General features: G+C 56.0%; 22 protein-coding genes. 12 read left to right on the forward strand and 10 right to left on the reverse strand.

Annotated features, from left to right (window positions below):
- Nucleotides 1-214: 214 nt before the first annotated feature.
- On the reverse strand, nucleotides 215-817 hold the full coding sequence (locus AB9K37_RS11965) for a nicotinate-nucleotide adenylyltransferase (protein WP_369838903.1): 603 nt from the start codon (nucleotides 815-817) through the stop codon (nucleotides 215-217).
- 195 nt (nucleotides 818-1,012) lie between these two features.
- Here AB9K37_RS11965 and ettA point away from each other — a divergent pair, with 195 nt between their 5' ends.
- Together ettA and AB9K37_RS11975 are read left to right on the forward strand one after the other, a co-directional pair.
- Nucleotides 1,013-2,680, forward strand: coding sequence for an energy-dependent translational throttle protein EttA (ettA, locus tag AB9K37_RS11970; protein ID WP_369838906.1), 1,668 nt, complete (start codon nucleotides 1,013-1,015; stop codon nucleotides 2,678-2,680).
- A gap of 130 nt (nucleotides 2,681-2,810) precedes the next feature.
- A complete protein-coding gene (locus AB9K37_RS11975) occupies nucleotides 2,811-3,203 on the forward strand; it encodes an H-type lectin domain-containing protein (RefSeq protein WP_369838909.1) in 393 nt (130 codons plus the stop codon).
- Here AB9K37_RS11975 and AB9K37_RS11980 read toward each other — a convergent pair whose 3' ends face one another.
- A complete protein-coding gene (locus tag AB9K37_RS11980) occupies nucleotides 3,204-3,899 on the reverse strand; it encodes an arylesterase (protein ID WP_369838912.1) in 696 nt (231 codons plus the stop codon). It lies immediately after the preceding gene.
- Between AB9K37_RS11980 and AB9K37_RS11985 the strand changes: the two genes are divergently transcribed.
- Both AB9K37_RS11985 and AB9K37_RS11990 read left to right on the forward strand, forming a co-directional pair.
- Complete coding sequence (locus AB9K37_RS11985; RefSeq protein ID WP_369838914.1) at nucleotides 3,898-4,584, forward strand: ABC transporter ATP-binding protein; 687 nt, start codon at nucleotides 3,898-3,900, stop codon at nucleotides 4,582-4,584. The two genes, AB9K37_RS11980 and AB9K37_RS11985, sit on opposite strands and share 2 nt — an antisense overlap.
- Entirely contained in the window at nucleotides 4,581-7,097 is a 2,517-nt protein-coding gene (locus AB9K37_RS11990; RefSeq protein ID WP_369838917.1) for an ABC transporter permease, read from the forward strand. Before AB9K37_RS11985 ends, AB9K37_RS11990 begins: the two co-directional genes overlap by 4 nt.
- Here the strand turns inward: AB9K37_RS11990 and trxC are convergent, their stop codons facing one another.
- The gene (gene trxC / locus AB9K37_RS11995) at nucleotides 7,098-7,544 is read right to left on the reverse strand and encodes a thioredoxin TrxC (RefSeq protein WP_369838920.1); all 447 of its coding nucleotides are present in this window, start codon (nucleotides 7,542-7,544) and stop codon (nucleotides 7,098-7,100) included. It lies immediately after the preceding gene.
- A gap of 143 nt (nucleotides 7,545-7,687) precedes the next feature.
- On the opposite strand from trxC, the gene AB9K37_RS12000 reads away from it, so the two are divergent.
- From AB9K37_RS12000 to AB9K37_RS12010, 3 genes are all read left to right on the forward strand, one after another.
- Nucleotides 7,688-8,248 (forward strand): gamma-glutamylcyclotransferase family protein, encoded by a 561-nt coding sequence (locus tag AB9K37_RS12000; protein WP_369838923.1) that lies wholly within the window; start codon nucleotides 7,688-7,690, stop codon nucleotides 8,246-8,248.
- A gap of 74 nt (nucleotides 8,249-8,322) precedes the next feature.
- Nucleotides 8,323-8,523: a CsbD family protein gene (locus AB9K37_RS12005; protein WP_369838926.1), complete on the forward strand. Its 201-nt coding sequence runs from the start codon at nucleotides 8,323-8,325 to the stop codon at nucleotides 8,521-8,523.
- A gap of 188 nt (nucleotides 8,524-8,711) precedes the next feature.
- Nucleotides 8,712-11,006 (forward strand): Orn/Lys/Arg decarboxylase N-terminal domain-containing protein, encoded by a 2,295-nt coding sequence (locus AB9K37_RS12010; RefSeq protein WP_369838929.1) that lies wholly within the window; start codon nucleotides 8,712-8,714, stop codon nucleotides 11,004-11,006.
- A gap of 64 nt (nucleotides 11,007-11,070) precedes the next feature.
- Here AB9K37_RS12010 and AB9K37_RS12015 read toward each other — a convergent pair whose 3' ends face one another.
- The 3 genes from AB9K37_RS12015 to AB9K37_RS12025 all read right to left on the reverse strand — a co-directional run bounded on the left by AB9K37_RS12015 (nucleotide 11,071) and on the right by AB9K37_RS12025 (nucleotide 14,983).
- Nucleotides 11,071-12,930, reverse strand: a complete 1,860-nt coding sequence (locus AB9K37_RS12015) for a hypothetical protein (RefSeq protein WP_369838932.1) — start codon at nucleotides 12,928-12,930, stop codon at nucleotides 11,071-11,073.
- A 162-nt stretch (nucleotides 12,931-13,092) separates the two neighbouring features.
- The gene (locus AB9K37_RS12020) at nucleotides 13,093-13,746 is read right to left on the reverse strand and encodes an ABC transporter ATP-binding protein (RefSeq protein ID WP_369838935.1); all 654 of its coding nucleotides are present in this window, start codon (nucleotides 13,744-13,746) and stop codon (nucleotides 13,093-13,095) included.
- Between the two features lie 13 nt (nucleotides 13,747-13,759).
- A complete protein-coding gene (locus AB9K37_RS12025) occupies nucleotides 13,760-14,983 on the reverse strand; it encodes a sugar transporter (RefSeq protein ID WP_369838938.1) in 1,224 nt (407 codons plus the stop codon).
- A 492-nt stretch (nucleotides 14,984-15,475) separates the two neighbouring features.
- Here AB9K37_RS12025 and AB9K37_RS12030 point away from each other — a divergent pair, with 492 nt between their 5' ends.
- A complete protein-coding gene (locus AB9K37_RS12030) occupies nucleotides 15,476-16,192 on the forward strand; it encodes an ABC transporter permease (protein ID WP_369838941.1) in 717 nt (238 codons plus the stop codon).
- 8 nt (nucleotides 16,193-16,200) lie between these two features.
- On the opposite strand, the gene AB9K37_RS12035 is transcribed toward AB9K37_RS12030, so the two are convergent.
- From AB9K37_RS12035 to AB9K37_RS12050, 4 genes are all read right to left on the reverse strand, one after another.
- Nucleotides 16,201-17,244 carry a glycosyltransferase gene (locus AB9K37_RS12035; RefSeq protein WP_369838944.1) on the reverse strand — a complete coding sequence of 348 codons (1,044 nt, stop codon included), beginning with the start codon at nucleotides 17,242-17,244 and terminating at the stop codon, nucleotides 16,201-16,203.
- A gap of 108 nt (nucleotides 17,245-17,352) precedes the next feature.
- The gene (locus AB9K37_RS12040) at nucleotides 17,353-17,865 is read right to left on the reverse strand and encodes an acyloxyacyl hydrolase (RefSeq protein ID WP_369838947.1); all 513 of its coding nucleotides are present in this window, start codon (nucleotides 17,863-17,865) and stop codon (nucleotides 17,353-17,355) included.
- 203 nt (nucleotides 17,866-18,068) lie between these two features.
- On the reverse strand, nucleotides 18,069-19,610 hold the full coding sequence (locus AB9K37_RS12045; RefSeq protein WP_369838950.1) for an alanine/glycine:cation symporter family protein: 1,542 nt from the start codon (nucleotides 19,608-19,610) through the stop codon (nucleotides 18,069-18,071).
- A gap of 24 nt (nucleotides 19,611-19,634) precedes the next feature.
- Nucleotides 19,635-20,069 carry a universal stress protein gene (locus AB9K37_RS12050; RefSeq protein WP_369838953.1) on the reverse strand — a complete coding sequence of 145 codons (435 nt, stop codon included), beginning with the start codon at nucleotides 20,067-20,069 and terminating at the stop codon, nucleotides 19,635-19,637.
- Between the two features lie 295 nt (nucleotides 20,070-20,364).
- Here AB9K37_RS12050 and AB9K37_RS12055 point away from each other — a divergent pair, with 295 nt between their 5' ends.
- From AB9K37_RS12055 to repB, 4 genes are all read left to right on the forward strand, one after another.
- Nucleotides 20,365-21,603 (forward strand): aminopeptidase, encoded by a 1,239-nt coding sequence (locus AB9K37_RS12055; protein WP_369838956.1) that lies wholly within the window; start codon nucleotides 20,365-20,367, stop codon nucleotides 21,601-21,603.
- A gap of 372 nt (nucleotides 21,604-21,975) precedes the next feature.
- Nucleotides 21,976-22,254 (forward strand): hypothetical protein, encoded by a 279-nt coding sequence (locus AB9K37_RS12060; protein ID WP_369838959.1) that lies wholly within the window; start codon nucleotides 21,976-21,978, stop codon nucleotides 22,252-22,254.
- A 289-nt stretch (nucleotides 22,255-22,543) separates the two neighbouring features.
- On the forward strand, nucleotides 22,544-23,719 hold the full coding sequence (repA, locus tag AB9K37_RS12065; protein ID WP_369838962.1) for a plasmid partitioning protein RepA: 1,176 nt from the start codon (nucleotides 22,544-22,546) through the stop codon (nucleotides 23,717-23,719).
- Nucleotides 23,719-24,630, forward strand: coding sequence for a plasmid partitioning protein RepB (repB, locus tag AB9K37_RS12070; protein ID WP_369838965.1), 912 nt, complete (start codon nucleotides 23,719-23,721; stop codon nucleotides 24,628-24,630). Before repA ends, repB begins: the two co-directional genes overlap by 1 nt.
- The last annotated feature ends 18 nt before the right edge of the window (nucleotides 24,631-24,648 follow it).

A 24,648-nucleotide genomic window follows, 5' to 3' on the forward strand; every position in this document is an offset into this window, starting at 1 on the left:
GGCAGTGGGCCGGACTTGCGGGCGCAACGATTGAACGAGACCAGCCGCGTCTGCAGTTGCGCTCTGCAGGGCGGTTGCGCCTAGGGCGCCGATAAAGAAGCGACGAGAAACAGCGTATACCATGGCCGTACTAAGCCGCAGGCCGTTTGGGTGAACAAGTCTTAACTGAGGCTTGCCTTGTGAAATTTATCTGACCGACAGAAATGTGAAGGAACTATTGGGGCCATTCGCCTGATCTTCGGACTGCAGTCGAAGATTCATTTCGCATCGGGATATCGGCAAAGCACCAACTCGGGGCCTTTCGCATTCCCAAAACATAGCTGTCTCGCCCACCTATGCGTGCTTGGTCAAATACCCGCGCGGCTTTGCTAAAGCGCGCTGACATGCGGTCTCCGGGGCGGGCAAGGACGCCTACAGGAACCATTTTCATGATGTCGTGCCACCGGTCCCAGCGGTGGAAGCCAGTCAGGTTATCGGCCCCCATGAGCCAGACGAACCGGACGTTGGGCATAATTCGCTGCAAGTGCTCTAGTGTTTCGGCGGTGTAGCGGGTTCCGATCCGAGCTTCGATGTCTGTAATGTGAACGCGGGGATGCGTCATCAGAGAGTTTGCCGCGTTTAAACGGTCTTCGATGGGCGCGGGACCGCGTTCTTTCAGGGGATTTCCGGGACTAACGAGCCACCAGACCTGATCCAGAGCGAACCGCTTGATCGCTTCGCGCGTGATCTGAACATGCCCTTGATGCGGCGGATCAAATGACCCACCCAGCAATCCGACCACTTGACCGGGTGCGACATAAGGCAAATTGTATGGCATCGGGGCTCCCGCAAAAAACCTGCCCATAAACCCGAGCCTGCGGTTGAGAGTCAAGCCAAGGGACGCGCAACTCTTTAGGGCACCCCAAGCGAAATCGAATTGAACGCGCAAACGACCTTTCTATGATTGCCCCTAAGCGGCCCCTTAGCTATGACTCCGCCCCAAACCCAGATTACCTGCAAGGAGCGGAAGCCCATGGCATCCTATCAATACGTCTACCACATGGACGGCGTGTCCAAGACCTATCCCGGTGGCAAGAAGTGCTTTGAAAACATCCGCCTCTCGTTCTTGCCTGGTGTGAAGATCGGTGTGGTTGGCGTTAACGGCGCCGGTAAATCGACCTTGCTGCGCATCATGGCCGGCATCGACAAGGATTTCAGCGGTGAAGCATGGGCTGCCGAGGGCGCTCGTGTTGGCTATCTGCCGCAGGAACCGAAGCTGGACGAGTCCCTGAGCGTGCGTGAGAACGTTATGCTCGCCGTGGCCGAGAAGAAGGGCAAAATCGACCGCTTCAACGAAATCGCCATGCAGATCGCCGAGGATTACACCGACGAGCTGATGCAAGAGATGACCGTCCTGCAAGACCAGATTGACGCAGAAAACCTGTGGGAACTGGACAGCCAGATCGACGTCGCGATGGAAGCTCTGCGCTGCCCGCCCGATGACGCGGATGTGTCGAAGCTGTCCGGCGGTGAAAAGCGCCGCGTCGCGCTGTGCAAACTGCTGCTCGAAGCGCCTGACATGCTGCTGCTCGACGAACCGACCAACCACCTTGATGCGGAAACCATCGCGTGGCTGCAGCAGCACCTGATCGACTACAAAGGTACCATCCTCTGCGTCACTCACGACCGTTACTTCCTCGATGACATCACTGGCTGGATTCTGGAACTCGATCGTGGCCGCGGTATTCCCTACGAGGGCAACTACTCGGCATGGCTGGAACAGAAAGCCAAACGTCTTGAGCACGAAGCGCGCGAAGACAAAGCCAAGCAGAAAACCCTTGAGCGCGAACTTGAGTGGATGCGTCAGGGCCAGAAAGCCCGTCAGGCGAAATCCAAAGCGCGTATCGCGGCCTATAACGAAATGGCCAGCCAGTCCGAGCGTGAAAAGGTCGGTAAGGCGCAGATCGTCATCCCGAACGGCCCCCGTCTGGGCTCCAAGGTTATCGAGGTCGAGAACATCCAGAAGGCCTATGGCGAAAAGCTGCTGGTCGAAGGTCTGGATTTCTCGTTGCCTCCGGGCGGTATTGTCGGTGTGATCGGTCCGAACGGCGCCGGTAAATCGACTCTGTTCAAGATGCTGACCGGGCAAGAACAGCCCGACAGCGGTTCGGTGACCTATGGTGACACGGTCAAACTGTCCTACGTGGACCAGTCGCGCGATGATCTGAACGCCGATGACACCGTTTGGGAAGCCATTTCGGGCGGCGCGGAACTGATCGAACTGGGGGATGCCTCGGTGAACAGCCGTGCCTACTGCTCATCCTTCAACTTCAAGGGTGGCGACCAGCAAAAGAAAGTTGGCCTGCTGTCGGGTGGTGAACGCAACCGCGTCCACATGGCTCGCCTGCTAAAAGAAGGCGGCAACGTGCTGTTGCTCGACGAACCGACCAACGACTTGGACGTGGAAACCCTGCGTGCTCTGGAAGATGCTCTGGTGGATTTCGCGGGCTGCGCGGTTGTCATCTCGCACGACCGTTTCTTCCTCGACCGTATTTGTACCCACATTCTGGCGTTCGAGGGTGAGGCGCACGTTGAATGGTTCGAGGGCAACTTCGAAGACTACGAGGAAGACAAGAAGCGCCGCCTTGGCCCTGACGCGCTGGAGCCCAAGCGCATCAAACACAAGAAGTTCACGCGTTAATTCGCGTCAGTTTTGGCAAAAACATGCGAACCGGAGGGGCTGCGAAGCATCTCCGGTTCTCATGGGTTGAACAGAGTGCCCATCTGAAGCAGTCTGTTTCCGTAGTGTAATCAGTTTTTCGGAGTTTGCGATGCTTGCGTCGTCCAGATTTGTTCAGCAAATCACGATGATCCCTGGCGCGTTCCAGGCCATCTCTGCCCAAGACGAGTTATTTAACCACTGCGACACTGACGAATATATGTGGAGCGGTGACGGGGCGCGTCAGGTGCGCTGGGATTTTACGTTTGATCAGCCTTTTGCCGCGCCGCCGGTCGTTTCGGCCGGGCTTTCGGGGATGGACAGCTCCCAGTCAGAAAACCTGCGTTTCAATATCCGTTGCACCGAGATCACCGCAGAAGGGTTCACGTTGTTGTTTGACACGTGGGACAACACGAGAATTGCGCGTGCAGGGGTATCTTGGACGGCACAAGGGATCGCACTTGGCAAAGCCAGAGGCGCGATCGCTGCGAAAGTCAAAGAGTAACTATTGGGCGATTTCTGAGAGTTCTAGAACCTTTGGCCCGATATCTGCGACGATCTCTGCGACGCCCAAAGCGTTGGGATGAATGCCGTCAGGCTGCATGTATGTCTGAATGGCATCCGCTGTGACGCCATCCTCGGCCAGTGCGGCGAAAAAGTTGGGGTAATAGAGCGTTCCGTATTGCTCTGACAGGTCGGGATAAATGGCCTCAAAGTTTCGTTTGTACTCCGCGCCGTAATTGGTTGTCGCGCCTAAGCCGACCAGCAAAACCTCTACGCCCTTGGCGTCAGCGGCCTTGAGGATGCCCTCAAGGTTCGCGCGTATCGCGGTTGGAGCAATCCCTCGAAGCAAGTCGTTGCCGCCAAGCGTGACGATCATCCCGTCGACATCATCAGTAAGCGTCCAGTCAACGCGTGAAAGGCCGCCAGCCGTTGTGTCACCAGACACCCCCGCGTTCATGATCTCGACGTCTGCGCCCTGCGCCATCAGCCACTGCTGGAGCTGGGGCACGAAGCCTTCTCCTTGCGGCAAACCGTAGCCTTGGGTCAGGCTGTCCCCTAGTGCAACAAGTCTGACTTCTGCGGCCAAAGCCGAGGTGTATGTGCACATTAAAACAGTTAGCGCGGCGGCGCATACCTTGCTGCCGCGGCCCAAGGCCCCATATCCAACCGATATGCTTGAAAGGATTTTTGCCGACATGAGTACCTCCGTGCTATCCCTCAAAGATGTGAGTTTGACGCTGGATGGCAATGCCGGTCCGGTCACAATCCTGCAAGGGATCTCTCTCGAGGTTGAAAAAGGTGAGTCGCTCGCCCTGGTCGGGCCATCGGGATCCGGGAAGTCATCTTTGCTGATGTTGTTGGGTGGGCTAGAGCGGGCCTCTGGCGGGTCAATTTCTTGTTTGGGTCAAGATTTGACCGAGATGAACGAAGACCGCCTTGCCCGTTTCCGCCGAGAGCACATGGGGGTTGTCTTTCAGTCGTTCCATTTGATCCCTACCATGACAGCGCTTGAAAATGTGGCGACGCCCTTGGAACTCGCGGGCGAGGTGGACGCGATGGACCGAGCGTCTGCGGAACTTGCAGCAGTTGGGCTTGGGCATCGTGCCGGGCATTACCCGGGACAGATGTCAGGGGGTGAGCAGCAGCGCGTTGCCTTGGCCCGCGCAGTCGCAACGCGCCCCAAGATTTTACTTGCGGACGAGCCGACCGGAAACCTTGACGGTGCAAATGGAGAAGCGGTGATCAATCTGCTTTTTGACCTTCGTGATCGACATGGTGCGACGCTAGTTATGGTCACGCACGCTCCGGAATTGGCCGCGCGGTGCAGTCGTCAGTTGCGGCTCATTGACGGCCATATCGCCGTTTCGGAGAGAGCTGTATGAACCTTGCGCTGCCTTTGAAGTTTGCCTTTCGTGAGCTGCGCGGTGGGCTACGTGGGTTCTATATTTTTCTGGCCTGTCTTGCACTCGGGGTGGCCGCTATTGCCGCTGTCGGGACCGTTCGCAGTGCAATCAACCAAGGCATCGCGTCCGAAGGCGCTGCCCTGCTCGGCGGCGACGCAGAGATCGAATTGACCTACCGCACCGCGAACCAAGAAGAACGCGCGTGGATCGATGGCATTGCCGAAAGCGTTTCAGAAGTCGTTGATTTTCGCTCAATGGCAGTTGCCGGCGAAGAGCGTGGTCTGACCCAAGTCAAGGCCGTCGATGCCGCCTACCCTCTGCTAGGTGATGTGCGCCTGACGCCGGATATGCCTTTGTTACAGGCCTTGGAGGGGACCGAAACCTTACCTGGCGCAGTGATGGCGCCTGCGTTGATTGATCGTCTGGGGCTGTCGATTGGGGAAAAATTTTCCCTTGGCGATCAGACATTCGCCCTCATGGCAGAGCTGACGCGCGAACCCGATGATGCCGGCGCGGGTTTTGGGCTGGGGCCGCGCACGCTGGTACGCTCTGGAGATTTGACTCAGTCAGGTTTGCTAACCGCCGGATCGATTTACGAAACCAAGTACCGCATGTTGTTGCCCGCTGGCACCGACCTAGACCAGAGCCGCGCGATGGCCGAAGAAACGTTTTCGGGCGCGGGCATCAGGTGGCGCGACTCTCGGGACGGGGCACCCGGGGTGTCTAGATTTGTAGAGCGCCTGAGTTCATTTTTGGTGATCGTCGGGCTGTCAGGGTTAGCGGTTGGCGGGGTTGGCGTGTCTGCTGCCGTTCGATCCTACCTTGCTGGCAAGACAGGCGTGATTGCGACATTGAGGACGCTCGGCGCGAGCCGCCAGACCATTTTTCTGACTTATTTTATCCAGATCGCAATACTGAGCGCTGCAGGGATCGCCATCGGGCTCCTACTTGGTGCTGGTCTTCCGTTGCTCTTGTCTCCGCTGATCGCACAAAATTTGCCTGTTCCTGCGGTTTTCACAGTGTATGCAACGCCCTTGATCGAAGCTGCGTTGTACGGCGTTCTGGCCGCGCTGCTCTTCACGCTCTGGCCACTCGCCCGGACCGAAGAAGTGCGGCCTGCGACGCTCTTTCGCGACGCGATGAGCAGCGCGAAGTTGCTGCCGCGTTGGCCCTATGTGGTTGCTGCGGGTGTTCTGTTGATCGCTTTGGTTGGGGCCGCTGTGGCGTTTTCAGCTGCGGCAACTCTGACACTTTGGACCGCGCTGGGTATCGCTGGGGCGCTCCTTATCTTGACGCTGGCTGCCTACGGGATCCGGACTCTGGCACGGTGGAGCAGCCACAGACGTCGGCAACACGGCCCTTTGCGTTGGGCTTTCGCTGCCGTCGGGGGCCCGCAACAAGAAACGTCTGCTGTTATCTTGTCTCTGGGGCTCGGTCTGTCGGTTCTGGCGGCGGTAGGTCAGATAGATGGCAACTTGCGCAATGCGATTTCTCGGGATCTACCAGATGTCGCGCCGAGCTACTTCTTCGTGGATATCCAGCCGGACCAACTTGACGGTTTTCTGGATCGCGTGACAACTGATCCAGAGGTCAGCCGTGTGGACACTGCGCCCATGCTGAGGGGAGTGATCACGGAAATTAATGGAACGCCAGCCAAGGAAGTCGCTCCGGATCATTGGGTTGTTCGCGGCGATCGCGGTATCACCTATGCGGCCAAACCGGACTCTCGAACAACAGTGACGGATGGCACATTCTGGCCCGAAGACTACGCCGGCGCGCCGCAGATTTCGTTTGCAGCAGAAGAGGCAGAAGAGATTGGTCTGACCCTCGGTGATACTCTGACCGTCAATGTTCTGGGACGGGACATCACAGGGACGATCACCAGTTTTCGTGACGTTGACTTTTCAACCGCGGGGATCGGCTTTGTCCTGACCATGAACCCGTCAGCCTTGTCTGGCGCACCTCATACGCACATCGCAACGGTTTATGCGACGCAGGCGGCCGAAGGCGCAATCTTGCGGGACATTTCCAACGCCTACCCAAACGTCACGGCCATCGGTGTGCGCGACGCGATAAACCGAGTTGCCGAAGTCATGTCGGGCATTGCCGCGGCGACTTCTTATGGGGCTGGAATGTCCCTGCTGACGGGGTTTTTGGTGCTGATTGGTGCATCGGCTGCGGGTGAGAAAGGCCGAACCTACGAGGCTGCGATCCTAAAGACCATTGGCGCAACGCGCGTTCAAATTCTACGGAGTTTTGCGCTACGAGCGATGTTGATGGGCGCAGCAGCTGGCATTGTCGGGCTGATCGCCGGTATCGCGGCCGGTTGGGGTGTCAGTGCGTATGTGATGGAGACTGGCTTCGAAGTGATCTGGTCCTCGGCGATCCTGATCATCCTCGGTGGGATTGCAGCCAATCTGCTGGCTGGTCTGGCTTTCGCCTGGAGACCTTTGGCGGCGCGGCCCGCAGGGGTTCTGCGGGCAAAGGACTGATCAGCGCGCCTTGCGCGATAGTCCCGCGGCGAATTGAACGATACCGGGCATTTGCTGTGCACCAACGTGGCGCCCGATTTCTCGGCCATTCCGGAATGCAATCATGGCCGGGATTCCTCGAATTGCGTATCTGCCAGACACGCTCTGGTGTTGCTCGGTGTTGAGCTTTGCCAACCGCGCCTTGCCCTTGAGGCGCTCTGCTGCCATCCCAAATTGCGGAGCCATTGCGCGACATGGACCACACCAAGGCGCCCAAAAGTCGACGACCAGCGGCAAAGCCGTATCTTGCGAAGCTTTTTGCAAGATCGCGAGATCAATTTCTGCGACCTTGCCCGTGATCAGCCAACCGCCGCATTTTCCGCATTTTGGGTTATCAGCCAATTTCTCATGAGGGACGCGATTGGGCGTGCCGCAGTCAATACATGTCATCCTGTCGTTCTGTGCCATCGGCTCTCCGCTATGTATTCTGCAAATTAGATGTGACTTACGCGCAGTCGGGTCAAGTCCGTTCATGGGGGAAAACCGAAGATGGCTCAACCAGCCATCCGAAGGAGTTGACGTTTCCCTGACAAAGCCCCACTTCTGCGGGCATGGCAGATCCATTTTTTTTCGGCTACGGCAGCCTCGTGAACCGCACCACCCATGTCTACGAAGATGCGCACCGCGCCAAGGTTTCTGGCTGGCGCCGGACCTGGCGTCATACTGCTCTTCATTCCGCGCCTTTTCTGACTGCGGTGCAATGTGATCGTACAGAGATCGAAGGCCTCATCGCACATGTCCCAAATGGCGATTGGGCGGCACTGGATCAACGAGAAAGCGGCTATGATCGCCTGCCTGCAACCCATCAGATCACTCACGACGTTCCCCGAGACATAGAGGTCGCGATCTACGCGGTACCGCAAAAACTTGAAGTTCCTGACCTGCAACACCCAATTTTGCTAAGCTATCTGGATGTCGTGATCCAAGGCTATCTTCGTGAATTCGGCGAGGCTGGCGCACTGAGATTTTTCGAGACCACGGATGGTTGGGACGCGCCTGTAAAGAACGACCGCGCTGCGCCTGAATACCCTCGCCACCGCAGCCTCAGTCCGGCCGAAACCGATTTCGTCGATGCGCAGCTTCGCGCTCTTGAGATGCAATTTACAGGCTAAGTTGAATCGCCCTGCGGGAACTCTTTTCACTCTCTTGCGTTGTCTAAACATCAAGTAGTTAAGGAGTTTATGAGATGAACTGGGATGTTGTTGAAGGCAAGTGGGACCAATTTAAAGGTAACGCCAAAGAGAAGTGGGGCGACCTCACAGATGACGAAGTCACCGAAATGGAAGGCAAGCGCGACAAGGTGATCGGAAAACTTCAAGAGAAGTATGGCTGGACCAAAGAAAAGGCCGAGGAAGAGGCAGACGCCTTCCTGAGCGAACACGCTTAAGCGCGTAGTCTAGATAAATGAAAAGGGTAGATCACATCTGTGATCTGCCCTTTTTCGCGTTTGCAGGCCCTTGACGGGGTGAGTGCGAAACGAAACAACAAGAAGACCCCTTTCGTAGGGTAATTGATTCAGCGCGGCGTCTCGCCTCGCCCTATTCACGGCCCTCAGCGTGCCGGTAGGAGACTCCCATGAAATTTCGTTTTCCCATCGTTATTATTGACGAAGACTTCCGTTCCGAGAATTCATCGGGTTCCGCCATTCGGGCGTTGGCGACCGCCATCGAGGAAGAGGGTTTCGAAGTTCTGGGGGCTACCAGCTATGGGGATCTGTCGCAATTTGCGCAGCAACAGTCCCGAGCCAGCGCCTTTGTCCTGTCGATCGACGACGAAGAATTCACCCCCGGACCCGATCTGGACCCCGCAGTTCTGAACATCCGCAACTTCATCGAAGAAGTGCGCTGGAAGAACGAAGATGTTCCGATCTACATCTATGGCGAGACCAAAACCTCGCGCCATCTTCCGAACGATATTCTCAAGGAACTTCATGGCTTTATCCACATGTACGAGGATACGCCCGAGTTCGTTGCCCGCCACATCATCCGAGAAGCGAAAAGCTATCTCGAAGGCATCCAACCCCCGTTTTTCCGTGAACTTTTGGACTACGCAGAGGATGGCTCCTATTCGTGGCACTGCCCCGGGCACTCTGGCGGCGTGGCTTTCCTCAAGTCACCTGTTGGTCAAATGTACCACCAGTTCTACGGCGAAAATATGCTCCGCGCCGATGTCTGTAACGCTGTTGAAGAATTGGGTCAGCTGCTGGACCACAACGGCGCAATCGGGGCGTCCGAGCGGAATGCAGCACGGATTTTCAATGCCGACCACTGCTTCTTTGTGACAAATGGCACGTCGACCAGCAACAAGATGGTTTGGCACCACACCGTTGCCCCTGGCGACGTCGTGGTTGTGGACCGCAACTGCCACAAATCGATCCTGCACTCGATCATCATGACGGGCGCAATCCCTGTCTTCATGAAGCCGACGCGGAACCATTGGGGTATTATCGGTCCGATCCAGAAATCGGAATTCGAGCCGGAAACCATCAAAGCAAAGATCCGGGCCAACCCCCTGCTCGAAGGCGTTGATCCGGAAACAGTGAAGCCGCGGATCATGACCTTGACGCAGTCCACCTATGACGGCGTTCTGTATAATACAGAGACGATTAAGGGTATGCTCGACGGGTACGTCGAAAATCTGCATTTCGACGAGGCGTGGTTGCCGCACGCAGCGTTTCATCCCTTCTATGGCACCTACCACTCTATGGGGCGCAAGCGTGGGCGCACCAAAGAGTCTGTCACCTATGCAACGCAATCGGTGCACAAACTGCTTGCTGGGATCTCACAGGCCAGCCACGTGCTGGTGCAGGACGCAGAAGACACCAAGTTGGACAGGCATCTATTTAATGAAGCCTATCTGATGCACACGTCGACCTCGCCGCAATATTCGATCATTGCGAGTTGTGACGTCGCGGCCGCAATGATGGAGCCTCCGGGTGGGACCGCGCTGGTCGAGGAAAGCATCGACGAAGCGCTGGATTTCCGCCGTGCCATGCGCAAAGTGGACGAGGAGTTTGGCGAGAACGAATGGTGGTTCCAGGTGTGGGGCCCCGAGGAACTGGCCGAAGAAGGCATGGGCCGCGCCAAAGCCTGGGAGCTAAAGAAGACCGATGCCGAAGGGGTGAATGCTTCTGACGGCGAGGACAGCTGGCACGGATTTGGCGATATGGCGCCCGGGTTCAACATGCTGGACCCAATCAAAGCGACGATCATCACGCCTGGCCTGAACCTTGACGGCCGTTTCGAGGAGACTGGAATTCCGGCTTCGATCGTGTCGAAGTTCCTTGCCGAGCACGGCGTTGTTGTCGAGAAAACAGGCCTCTACAGTTTCTTTATCATGTTCACCATTGGGATCACCAAAGGTCGGTGGAACACGCTTGTGGCGGCGTTGCAGCAGTTCAAGGACGACTTTGACCGAAACCAACCCATGTGGCGGATCATGCCGGAATTCTGCGCCAAACAACCTCGTTGGGAGCAGATGGGCCTGCGCGACATGTGTCAGCACGTTCATACCCTCTATTCGAAATATGACGTGGCTCGTCTGTCGACCGAGATGTACCTGAGCGATTTGCAGCCGGTGATGACCCCTGCCGATGCCTATTCACATATTGCCCGCCGCACGACAGAGCGGGTGCCGATTGACGAGCTGGAGGGTCGTATCACGACGTCACTTGTGACGCCCTATCCTCCGGGCATCCCGCTGTTGATCCCGGGCGAGGTCTTTAATCGTAAAATCGTGGAATACCTGAAATTCAACCGTGAGTTTGCGCGCGAATGTCCCGGTTTCGAAACGGATATCCACGGCCTGGTTCAAGAGCGCGGTGAAGATGGTGTTCTACGCTATTTCGCTGATTGCGTCCGGCAGGAGTGATTGGCTTCACGCTTATGGAGCCCCGGTAGAGAAAAGACCCGCATCCAAGGATGCAGGTCTTCTTTCATTCGGCGGCTTCTTTGTGTTTGGCTTCTGGCGTGTGCTGCATACCAAGCTTTTCGCGCCAGTAGGGTTCAGAAGTCATGGTCCCGTATGCGCCGCGGTAACTCTTCACCAAGGCGTCGTATTTTCTCACGAATAAACGGGCATTCCTCGCAAATGCACGGAGCGCTTGCCAAGCTTCTGCTTTCGAATGGCGCACGGTGTAGTATTTGGTACGCTCTGTGTTCAGGTACGTGATTTCGGAGGCGCCCCAGATAACGCCGATATATCCGCGCTGCGGTCCGGTCAGGAGTATCTTTTTCCCGAGCTTCTTGTATCCCGGTAGAAGATGGCCGTTCAAAGTCAGCTTCATCAATGTACGATGCCACGCTGGGGTCGGATTTTCGCGATGCGGCGGCAGCACGACATCGGGCGTCAGCGGTTGCCAAGCTTCTGCTTTCGTCAGTGCTTTGATATCTGAACGCCGTGCAGCGACATCGGCATTCCGGTCAAAATAGTCAGGCCCGCTGATCACGTCTTCCATCGCAAGATTGATCGCTGCGATGGAGTTATAGTGCATTCGCGGCAGGTTCCGCAAAAGGAACCAAACGGCGATTTTGAGCACGCGCCATTTCCCCACCTCCAGATCGGGCAATGACAGGTGGTGTGCCATGTGACTGCGCAAATCGAGATACCATGTCAGAGGGCTTTCCTTTTCGGTGAAGCTCTCTTGGAAGGAAACTACGCCGTTCAATGTGACCGTGTTGAACGCATTGGCGAGCGAGAAGCTGACGTCATCGCCGCGCACAAAGAACGGGAACGCTAGATGGTTTGCAGCGTCGACCGGGAACGCGAAATACCACCAGCCCGCGTAGAAATTCCTTGGAACCGAAGGCGTGGCCGCCAGCTCCATCTCCGTCATTTCGCTCGGATCGCGTAAGTCAGTGTTCATAAACAGCGGTCGGCAGCGTTCGAAGAAGAGTGCACCATTTTCCCAGATGGCCCAACGACGGGCTTCGCTGATCATCGCCCCAGAGACAGCCGTGTTCGGATCGTTTGCGTAGGCAAGAAACGTCCAAGTCCGCTCGATACTCTCCATGTGGATCGAGGCATCGTCATCCATGAAAAGACAATGGCTATCACCGCGGTCGCGTGTTTCTAGAAGACCGCGCGTAAAACCCCCTGCCCCGCCAAGGTTGGCATTCGGAACAACGCTGATAAAGGAAGGGAGAGTGCTGAGATCAAAATGCTCGGCAAGCGTCTGCCCGTTGTCTGTTACGGTCAAGTGCAAGTGATCTTTGATGACCGAAGTCGACATGTAGCCTTCAAATCGCTTCATCGTGCGGGCAACGGCCTCTTCACGGCGGAAAGTTGTGACAGCGAGATTGAGCGAAGGGCTGCGCTTTGCCTCATCTCTGCTGACCCAGCGGGCATCGGAGAGTTTGCCATTGCTCATGGCCTTTAGCGCAAAAAAGACGAGACCGTCCGTGTAGGGTTCGGATAAAATATGCTGGAGATCAAACCGAAGGGGCTCATCCTGCGCAGCCTCTTCGAAGCTGACGATTTCCGTCAGGACCGTCTCCCATGAGCGATCCTGCGCGGCCAGAGTAATGGTCAGTTCGAATGTGCCCTCACCTTGAAGTTCGAGAGCCAGATCCGAGAGCCCGCATTCGCGTTTCCATTTCTCGGTATTGAAAAGGTTGAACCACGTCCCGAAGTCTGCGGTCCCTGACGCGATGAACTGCACCTCCCTTTTGCTGATCGACAGGGCAGCAGGTCCATCGGTATGGACATAGAGTTCTCTTTCGGTGCAAATTCCCGCCTCTGGCCACATCAACGACTGCAGTGTGGAATAAGATGCAGACAAGGTGCCAATGGCCATTCTCGAACTCCTGAAACGTTGTTTGGACCGGGTACGCCACAGCTCACTTATACAGAGCGGCCAAGTCACTTTTCTGCGGTATACCCTTTGTATTATGGGATGAGTACCGGTAATTCGCTGGTCTCTCGCACCTGCGGCAAAGAATTGCAGAGCGGTTGGCGCTCAATCCAGCATAGTTTCGTGGATCGCGATCGCCTCGTCCAAGTCATCGAAGTATTCTGCACGCCCATGCTCAAGGATGATGCCCGCATTGCAGTATTTCCGCACCTCTCTGAGGTTGTGGTTCACCATAATTGCGCTGGATGTTTGCATCCTTTCGGCAAAAATCTGGCGGCTCTTTTTCTTGAAGGTTTTGTCACCGACGGCGGTGACCTCGTCTACAAGATAGGTGTCGAACTTGATGCCCATAGAGCAACCAAACGTGAGCCGCGATCGCATGCCACTGGAATAGCTGCGCACAGGCATATGGTAGGATTTTCCGAGTTCGGCGAAGTCTTCGACAAACGCAACGAGGTCATCCGTATCCACCCCGTAAATTCGCGCGACAAATCTCACATTTTCTGCGCCTGTCAGGTCACGGTGGAACGACCCGCCTAGCCCCACTGGCCAAGAGATTGTCCCATCCGTGACGATGCGGCCGCTATCGGGCCGGGAGATGCCAGCGATAATCTCGAGCAGAGTCGACTTTCCCGCCCCGTTCCGACCCAGCAATGCCAGCGAGGTATGCGAGGGCAACGTGAGGTTAAGGTTGTCGATCACAACCTTTCTCTCGCCCTTGATGCGAAAGCTCTTCGTAAGGTTCTCGAGCCTGATCATCGTGTTTTTCCGATTAGCTCCGGTCGCGGATCGAGTAATAAATCAGTACGCCAATCGACCAGATGAAGATCAAGAACAGCGCAGACAAAGCACCGATGACGATCCGCTGTGGGGCTTCGGCTTCTTGAGCCAAGCTGGGGCGGATGTAAGTGGCGAGGTATCGACTTTGACGCGAGGCATTGTCTTTGGCCAGATCAAGGGCGGCCAAGGCGGTCCGGTAGGTTTCTTCTGCGAATTGTAGATCGACGTTCAGGCGTTCGTATTCCGAAAGAAGCGCAGGATAATCAGTTGATACAGTTCCGTTTGTGGCAGCGTCTTCTCCTGATGCGGTCAGGTTTTCGCGTTCAACACGGATGCGGTCTTCGATCACTTCGATCCGCTGTTGTGATTTCTTGACACGGGGGTCCGCGTCCCCGACAGAGCCCAACAGGATGTCATATTCGATCAGGCTCTGTGCCAATTGCTGCTGCAAATTGTTCATCACACCCATGCGGCCCTGAATGTCCGCGGTCGGGTCCACAATCTGGGTGCGCGTCCGAAATTGCGTCAGAGCTTCGCGTGCATCTTTCAAACGATCCAGCGCTTCGGACAGGTCCGCTTCGGCGTAACCCATGGCGTCCGCACGCGCTTGCTCGTTCAGAGCATTGATCCGCAGCTGGCTCTCGCCTAAAATTGCTTCGGCTATATCCTGCGCATACTCGGCATCAAACGCGCTGGTTTTGACTTCGATGAGGCCAGATCCGCTGTCGTAGGAAATCCGGACAACGCGGCCCCAATACCACAGGAGTTGCTCGATCGAGGCGTTGGGCCACACAGAGAAAGCCCAATCCTCGGGCCAATGCTGGCTGAAATGCGTGCGCAAATCGAGTTGCTCATCAACCGCGCGCAGCATTTCCTGACTCTGGATGAACTCGAAGAGGATGTCACTATCCGAGGCCGAACCGCTGGAGGCAAAGCTCGCAAGACCGCCGAGAAGATCGCTGGTCGCAGTCGTCTCTTGGCTGCGGACGGTGAAACCTGTCGTCGAGACAAACTGATCCTTGGCGACCGTCCACAGGTACGTGTTCACCGCAATTGCGGGCGCAAGTACAATGAGAATAAAGCTAAAGATAACACCCCAGTGCCGCGTGCGCATCCGCGCAGGGCGGGCTAGCGGGAAATCGGCGGCGCCTGCGCGGGCTTCCTCGAGTTCCTTTTCCAAGGAGGAGATCCGGGTCATCAGTTTTTGACGGATCATCTGCTTGTTCTTGCCAAGTTGCCCTTTGGGACCACCCTGAGCGGGCCCGGCTCCTGCGCCACCTTGCTTTCGCTTGGGCGCCTGCTCTCCTGTTGAAAGCGATGGGGGCTTTGTTTCCGTCATGGGAGTTCTACTGTCCTCGGGCAATTGGGCCACAGCGCGCGCTGCTGCTTCCTTTTCAGACAGTTACTGTTCTGAAGGATCAAATGCAACGCGTTGCGGGATGGGCGCTACTCACATCATGTTCATGTGATTTGTCCCTTGCGCCAGCTGGAGGCATTTGCCATTGGCCTACCATAGGGGCATAGTCCGCCAGAATGGGTAGAATGCTAGATAGTTTCGCAGAATTCCTTGCGACATCGGAATAAAGAGATCGGGCGACAGACAGTGATTGATCCGAACGCAGAAGGCTTGGTAGCGCGACGCCGCACTACAGGGACGCAGCGTAGTTTTGCGTCGGCCAGAACGATCCTTGCTTTGATGCTCCGGGAAATGTCGACGCGATATGGTCGTACGCCAGGGGGCTACCTGTGGAGCTTGTTGGAACCGATGGCGGCAATCCTGTTCCTGTCACTGGGGTTTTCGCTCATTATCCGGACCCCGCCGTTGGGCACGAGTTTTCTGTTGTTTTACACCACTGGCTTCTTGCCGTTTAACATCTATGCGAACATGGCCAACTGTACTGCCAGAGCAGTCAGTTTCTCTAAGCCTCTTCTGAAGTTTCCTGCTGTCACATGGGTTCACGCGATTTTGGCACGTCTGTTTCTAAACAGTCTGACCGACGTCCTTATCATGGTTATTTTGGTGGGTGGCGTGTACTTCGCGGTTGATAGCCGCTCCATGTTGGATCTGCCTCTGGCCATTCTTGGTGTGTCTTTGGCGATCTTGCTCGGGTTTGCTGTCGGAACGGTGAACTGTGTATTAATCAGCCTTTTTCCACTGTGGGAGCTGATTTGGGGAGTGATCACGAGGCCACTTTTCCTCGCGTCCGGTGTTCTGTTTCTATATCGAGACTTGCCTGACGCGGCACAGGAAATCCTGTGGTACAATCCGTTGATGCAGATCACAGGAATGGTGCGGGCCGCGTTCTATTCTACTTATGACGCATCTTACGTGAGCGTCACCTACATCCTAGGACTTTCCCTCGGCCTTTTGACTCTTGGGCTGATCCTGATGGGGCGCTTCCACCACGATATCCTGAACAAGTAGCTTTCGAATTACTTGCCGCTTAGACGCATGATGTCGGAGTGTGTGCGTTTGCGACGTCCCAAGAGACCGTCTGCAATTGCAATGGACAGCAGCTTAAGAAAGCGTTTGCGCTCTCCGGTGTGGCTCCGTGCTTTCAAAAGCCATTTCGGCAGGATCACCGCCATGACCGGCCAGAACAGCAGGCCCGCCGCCATCTTGTAAAGTATGAGCAGATTTCGGTGATAATAATAGGCTTTCCAAAGGGGGACGAAGCGCCCCCTTTGCGCGTTGTCTTGCGCGGCGCTTTTGAAAGTCGCCATGTCATGCTCGAACTGGATCGACGGCTCAAATCCAATCCGATGGCCTGCTTTGGTCAGTTGCAGGGTGTAGATCCCGTCATCACCGTAGATAAAGAGATCCGGATCAGGGTATCCGATAGACTTGATCGCCCGCGCTGCAACAAAGAACCCTACGAAAGAAGTCACATCGATTTGCATCGCGGGCCCCTCGTAGTCAGAGGGGTGCACATGAAAACCGGAGCGCCCCCCGCCGAAAAGTGTGCGTATGAACTCCTTGCCATGCCAGAAAGGATTGCGCGAGGGGCGGTTCATCTCGCAGATTTCGCCGGTGGGGAAATACACCGCAGCTGCCATTGCATCCCATTTGTCATCTGGAATCTCGTGGAAGCGGGTCAAGGCACCTTGGGCGGGGCGACCATCATCATCCATGACCACAAGCCAATCGGGGGTGTGATGCTCCATCGCTTGGCGCATCCCGGTCGCAAAGCCCCCTGCCCCGCCAGTATTTAACTCGCTGTGAATGATATCCAGACGGTGATCCCCGAGCAGCGTCTGTTCAGCCTCGTAGGTGTTCAACCACGCGCGCGTGCCATCCGTTGAGGCGTTGTTCACAACCACGACAGCGCAGATTTCTGTAGAATTACTCTCTAGCAGCCGTTCGAGCGTAACCTTCAACTTCTCTAGCCGATTGAAGGTTACGACAACCGCGACAAGACGGCGGGTGAGGGCCGCTGCTTGTGCCTCGCCGATGCTATCTGGAACTGCGACGTTCAATGGATCTGCCTCTGCTGACTTTGATGCAGGCAAGGCACATACTTCGCCCGCCCTGTCAACATGTTCGGCGGGCGTTGGGGTTCTGTGGCAGGCCTTTGCGCACGGCCCTTAGTTCGTGGGAATCGAGACCCGCAAGTGAACTGTTTCCAGCCCCATGTTGCTCTCGTAGATACCCGCATTCGACCGGTGGTCATACCCCAAGCCAATTCGCATACCGTTGCGGGCTTCGTAGCCAAGCTCGATACCCGAGCGGAACTCAACCGGTCCGCCAAGATCTACGCCGTCGCCTTGGATATAGATGCCGGGCATTGCGTGCAGTTGTAGGTATCCAGCGCCAAAGGTGGTGTCCCACGCTTGGCCAACCCCGATCCAACCATCGTTGTCATTCGTCAGAGACAGACCATAGATGACCTGGAACGGTCCCATTGCCAGCGACGTGTCACGGCGGACATAAAATTCGGTGCCAAAAGTCTCTTCTTGGAAGTAGGTCTCGCCCAAGGAAAATGACATGCGGCTGTCGACTTCGTTTGGCCCCATACAGCTGCCGGTCGGGCAGTAATTCGCACCCATATCGAGCAAACCCAGAGCCAGGGTTAGAACAGCAAAAGTCCCGTCAGCCATGAAAAGTCTCCTTGAATGCCTGTATGCGCTGGATGCGGACAGAGCGCGCGCGCCTTCTTGTTACATGCACAGGTAAGACAGACTGCCGGACATTGCACGACAAAATCTCCTTTGGCTGTGGAAATTTGCGACAAGGGACGAGTGCGCAACAGGCCCCGCGACGGGGGCGGGGCCTGAGCGGGTCACGTTAAGCGAGGGCTGGGTTAATTGAACTTCTTGATTTCACCCGACTTCAAACGGCTTACATAACTCTCCAGCTCGGCTTTGACGATGGGCATCAAGAAATACAGACCGATGATGTTCACGACGGCCATGGCAAAGATCGCCGCATCCGAGAAGTCGATCACAGGGTTAAGGCTAGCCGCTGCGCCGATCACGACAAAGATGCAGAAGATGACCTTGAACGATAGATCTGCTGCTTTGCTTTCACCAAAGAGGAAGGTCCAAGCCTTCAGGCCGTAGTAGCTCCAGCTGATCATGGTCGAGAAGGCAAACATGATCACCGCGACGGCCAGAATATAGCGGAACCACCCAAACGAAGACGAGAACGCTGCGGAAGTCAGCGCGACGCCAGTATTCCCGCTCACAGTCTCGATCGCGCCGGATTCACCTACAATATAGAGACCGGTTGCTGGATCCATGACAAGCTGACCGGTAATGATGATAACCAATGCGGTCATTGTGCAGATCACGACAGTGTCGATGAAGGGCTCAAGCAAAGAAACATAGCCTTCGGTCACAGGTTCTTTGGTGCGCACGGCAGAGTGTGCGATTGCGGCCGAGCCCACCCCTGCTTCGTTCGAGAAGGCCGCGCGCTTGAAACCTTGGATCAACGCGCCGACAAGACCGCCCGCCACGCCAAGACCCGTGAAAGCCCCTTCAAAGATCTGTCCGAATGCCCAACCGATCTGGTCAGCGTTCATGAGGATGATGACCAGTGCGGTCGCCACGTAGATCACCGCCATAATGGGCACGACTTTTTCGGTCACTTTGGCGATGGATTGCAGGCCACCGGCAATGGTCGCAAAGACGATACCTGCAAAGATGACGCCTGTGATCCAGCCGGGGAAATCACCAAGAACGTTGGTTAATTGCGCATGGGCTTGGTTCGATTGGAACATGTTGCCCCCACCAAACGCACCACAGATACAGAAGATCGCGAACAGGATTGCCAGCGGCTTGCCACCTTTGAGGCCGCGCTCTTTGAACCCTTTGGTAATGTAATACATCGGGCCGCCCGACACGGTGCCGTCAGGGTATTCGTTCCGGTATTTCACGCCGAGCGTACACTCCGTGAATTTCGACGCCATGCCCATTAGCCCTGCGAGGATCATCCAGAATGTTGCGCCCGGGCCACCGATGCCGACTGCAACCGCAACGCCAGCAATATTGCCAAGCCCGACGGTGCCGGAAAGCGCAGTCGCCAGCGCCTGGAAGTGACTGACTTCGCCTGCATCATCGGGATCAGAGTAGTCCCCTTTGACCAACGCGATGGCATGGGCAAAGCCGCGCAACTGAATGCCCGCGAAGTAGACGGTAAAAATTGTGGCCGCAATCACGAGCCACGCCACGATCCACGGAAAGCTGGTGCCGGGAAACGGACTGAAGATAAAGCTGACGAACCAGCCGGTTGCATTGGCAAAGGCCGTATTTACTGTTTCGTCGATGGTGCTTGCATAAGCCGGCGCAGCCAGAAACGGCGCAGCCGCGGCCCCCATGAGGGGCGCTTTGAAATATCTGTTCATTGTAGGTCCCTGTTGGCTTTGTTCTTAAGGAACAATGGTGACCGCGACCGGCGCAGCTTGGGCCAATGTGCCCGCGACCGATCCGAAAAGGCGTGTCGATATCGAAGATTGTCCTGTGCGACCGATGACAAGCTGCTTGGCGCCCGTGTCCGCCACGACCTTGAGCAGGGTCTCGGAAATATGGCCGTATTTCACCATGACCTCGACAGCGACGCCGCTGCTTTGGATTTCTTGCAACAACGGACTAACGATCGCTTTGTCTGCGCGCTCGAGCTCTTCTTTGCGGCGCATGTGGCGTTCTTCGATTTCTGTCTTGGTCAGGAACGAATAAGGGGACCATTCCAGCACATGCACGACGACAAGCGTCGCGTTTTTGGCCCTAGCTACGTCCAAAGCAAAATTCACCGCGTTGTGGGCGTTTTCACTGCCATCATACGCGACGACGATTTTCTCGGTCATCGGTTTCTCCAGATTTTGTTATGGTTGGTATCAATGGATTTTGTGGAAACTAGTGGGGTTGCCACGGGAAGTTCTCTCGAATCCTAGGCAAGTCCGGCCCATTTGCTCTGAATTTCTCGCGTTTTCCGGTCGCTTCGCGCAGTTTATTGCAGATGCGGTTAAGCCTTGTTCAAGAGTCATCAATAAAATACCGATCCGGTCCGTTTCTCGTGTCCCGCGAATGTGGGTGGTCAGCACCTTGACCTTCGGAGTGCGGGATCACAGGTTGAGCGGCATATTGACCAGACGGAGGCTCATGATGACCAACCCCATTTCCCCAAAAGCACTTGAGCAACTTGCCGAAGTGGCGGTGCGTGTGGGCCTGAACCTGCAAGAGGGGCAAGACCTGGTGATCACCGCCCCTGTCGAAGCACTTCCCTTGGTGCGCCGGATCACTGCTGCCGCGTATCGCGCGGGTGCTGGGGTCGTAACGCCGATCCTGTCTGATCCAGAGATCACGCTAGCGCGGTTTGAAAATGCAAATGACGCGTCATTCGATAAGGCGGCAGAGTGGCTCTATGCTGGTATGGCTGAGGCCTACAAAAAGAATGCTGCGCGCTTGGCGATTGTGGGCGAAGACCCAATGCTACTGGCCGAACAAGATCCTGAAAAAGTCGCCCGTGCGGGCAAGGCCAATTCGATTGCCTACAAGCCAGCGCTCGAGAAGATTGCGAACTTTGATATCAACTGGACGATCGTGAGCTATCCAACCGCAGCTTGGGCGGCGCGCGTCTTTCCTGATCTGCCCGAAGAAGAAGCTGTCGAAAAACTCGCCGACGCTCTTTTCTCTGCATCGCGCGTTCTGGAGCAGGACCCTGTCTCCAATTGGTCAAACCACAATGCAACGCTCCGGTCTCGAACAGCTTGGCTCAATGAACAGCGGTTCGATGCACTGCACTTTTCGGGGCCCGGTACAGATCTAACCGTCGGCCTCGCCGAGGATCATGAGTGGCATGGGGGCGCGTCGACTGCGACGAACGGTGTGACCTGCAATCCGAACATACCCACCGAAGAAGTCTTTACTACACCGCATTCGGCCCGCGTCGATGGCGTGGTGCGATCCACCAAACCCTTGTCCCATCAAGGCAGCTTGATCGACGAAATCGAAGTGCGTTTTGAAGCTGGCAAGATCGTTGAGGCCAAGGCATCTAAGGGTGAAGCCGTTTTGCTGAAGCTCTTGGATACAGACGAAGGCGCGAGCCGTTTGGGCGAGGTTGCTTTGGTCCCCCATTCCTCGCCGATTTCGCAATCTGGAGTTCTGTTCTACAACACGCTCTATGACGAAAACGCAGCCTGCCACATCGCATTAGGACAATGCTATTCCAAGTGCTTCCTGAACGGAGGAGATCTGAGCAGCGAAGAGATCGCCGCCCGCGGGGGAAATAGTAGCATGATCCACGTTGACTGGATGATTGGCAGCGCGGAGATCGACATCGATGGTATCCGCGAGGACGGGACCCGAGTCCCTGTTTTCCGTAAGGGAGAGTGGGCCTAATTCACTGATTGGGGGCTGTAACCGCGATCTTTTTGCGGCCCCCAAGATTCGTTTGCATGATTTTTGCGTACCAAATGTAGTAGTTGAAACTTTTCTGCTCCCTATGACGTAAAGCACCTAGATGAGAAAAGTGTTTGTTTTCAATGCCACGGCGTTGAAAAAAAAATCGATTTTAGAGCAAAGATAGGTTCCCATACGAACGGGTAACGCTCCTCACCCATCGAGATCATTCTAAAAATGTGCATTCAGCTTTAAATTTGTCTCAAGGCAGCCGTTTCTCTTAAAGACGCGCCAAACAACATAATAATCCGTGAGACCGAAATGCTGAACAAATCACTCATTCTGCGTTTTCCCGACCTTCAAGGTGCCCAGATGGCCGCACCCTTCATGGTCGAGGGGCTCGCGACACAACTTGATGAGTTGCAGATCATCGATCTCAAGGTGATCATCGGAAAGGCCGGCGAGCTGGTTGTATCCGCTGGGTTCGAAGATGCAAAGACCCTGAAAAAGGCAGATCCGTTCTTCGCCGAAATGATCGAGACGATGAAAAAGTCGTTCTTGTTCCGCGTGAACGTGTTCGACGCGGTCGCGGTTATGAACCTGAATGCCGAAGCGATCGAAGCGAAAACCTCGGCTCGCGCTGCAGCTTGAGTTGTGTCCTGAGAAGGACGCGAGTAAGAGATAACGCCCCGCCCTGTGCGGGGCGTTTTGCATTTGTTGATTCTTGTTTTTGAGGCGGGTTCCCCAAGCCTGGAGGCGACCTTTGGATAGGATTTCTCGGTTTCTACCATCCGAAAGGTTAAGAATCAGCAGCTTAGACAGGGCAAGTTGAAAAAGTGCTTGTCAGACTCGGGACGCGTAGGTCATTAATTACGCTAACTAGAGAATATGACGCCTTATACCGTAACAAACGGCGTCGCACCGAGGGCAGACAAAACCGATGGCACAACAGGGCCGCATAGATCTATTGGTTGGGCAGCATGCCGCGAGCTTGTCAGAGAGACTGCAAGCGCATCGCACGCAGCTGTTTCCGCCGGATGCGCGCCGTGCCCTGCGCAAGTTTACCAGTGGTGAAGTCGCGGCACTTCTTGGCGTCAAGGATGCGTATCTCAGAAAACTGCATCTGGACGGCCGGGGACCAGAACCTGAAATTCGAACAGGGGGTCGCCGCTATTATTCGACCGAGGATATTCAGGCCCTTCGGCAGATGCTGGAAAAAGGCGCCAAAGCCCCTGGAACCTACCTGCCCGGCCGGACCGAGGGGGATCATCTTCAGGTCATAACGGTCATCAACTTTAAGGGTGGTTCGGGGAAGACCACAACCTCGGCACATCTCGCGCAAAAGCTGGCGTTGGATGGTTATCGCGTGCTTGCCGTAGATCTGGACCCACAAGCCAGCTTGTCAGCTTTGCACGGGTTTCAGCCGGAGTTCGATTTACTGGATGGCGGCACCCTGTATGACGCAATCCGGTACGATGATCCTGTGCCGTTGGCAGATGTCATCCAAAGCACCTACTTTACCAACCTCGACATCATTCCGGGCAACCTGGATCTGATGGAATTTGAACACGACACCCCAAAGGCTCTGGCAGAGCGTTCGGGCGATCTGTTCTTTACGCGGGTCGGCGAAAAGCTTGCCGAGGTTGAAGCCAGCTATGATGTTGTGGTGATTGATTGCCCGCCCCAATTGGGCTTCTTGACGATGTCGGCATTGTCAGCGGCGACTGCGGTGTTGGTGACCGTGCATCCCCAGATGCTGGATGTTATGTCCATGTGCCAATTCCTGTTGATGACATCAAACTTGCTTGGGGTCGTGGCCGAAGCCGGGGGCGATATGTCCTACGATTGGCTGCGCTATCTGGTGACGCGCTACGAGCCTGGTGATGGTCCGCAAAACCAGATGGTCAGTTTCATGCGGTCGATGTTCGGGGAACATGTTCTGAATCATACAGCGCTGAAGTCGACTGCGATCAGTGATGCTGGGATCACTAAGCAGACCCTCTACGAGGTCGAGAAGAACCAGTTCCACCGCGCCACATATGAACGGGCTATGGAAAGCCTGAACAATGTGAATGGCGAGATCGAGGATCTGATCCAGAAGGCTTGGGGGCGCTGATGGCACGCAAGAACCTTCTTGGTAATCTGTCGAACCCAGCCGGAGAGGATGCACCTGCTCCGGCCAAACCGCGTCGGACCACCGGCGCGATCGGCGCGGTGAGCCAACAGATAGCCGATCTGAAGACCCGCGCACTGGCTGAAATTCCGCCCGAGCTGATTGACGATGCCGGTCTCAAAGATCGTCTGGACGACGACCCCGAAGGCCTCGCAGCGCTGGTTGCGTCGATCCGCGAATATGGGCAGCAAGTCCCTGTCCTACTGCGGCAGTCGCCGACCGATGGGAACCGCTACGAGATTGTTTATGGTCGCCGCCGCGTCGCTGCGCTGCGCGAGCTTGGCCTGCCCGTCCGCGCGATGGTGCGGGTTCTGAACGACCGCGATCTGATCGTGGCTCAGGGCCAGGAGAACGCAGCGCGCAAAGACCTGACCTTTATCGAGAAGGCGAACTTTGCAAGGCAGATGGTCGAGAACGGCTTCACCCGTAAGGTGATTTGCGATGCCCTCCATATCGATAAGACAGTGATCAGTCGGATGCTCTCGGTCACAGATGCGGTGCCCTACCCAATTATCATGGCCATCGGCGCTGCGCCGAGCGTTGGGCGTGACCGCTGGCTTTCGTTGGCTGCGCGCATCAAAGGCCGGCCGCTGGAACACATTACACAGCTGGCCGAGGGACAAACCTCTGATGATCGCTTTCAAGCGGTATTCGATGGTTTGGCGCCTGAAAAGTTACCCCGTCGCACGAGCCGCAAGGAACTGCGGAGTGAAGACGGCAGAGCGTTGGGTGAGGTCAGTCGCAAAGGCGACAAGACGGTCTTGACCCTCAAGGACAAGGACGGATTTGACGATTGGTTGATCCAGAACCTTGATCGGATTCATCAGGAGTTTCTGAAGAACTCCGGTGAATAGAAGCAGAGCAGTAAACAC

It is taken from the genome of Donghicola sp. XS_ASV15 (assembly GCF_041224595.1).
In the GTDB taxonomy this organism is placed as follows: Bacteria; Pseudomonadota; Alphaproteobacteria; order Rhodobacterales; family Rhodobacteraceae; genus Donghicola.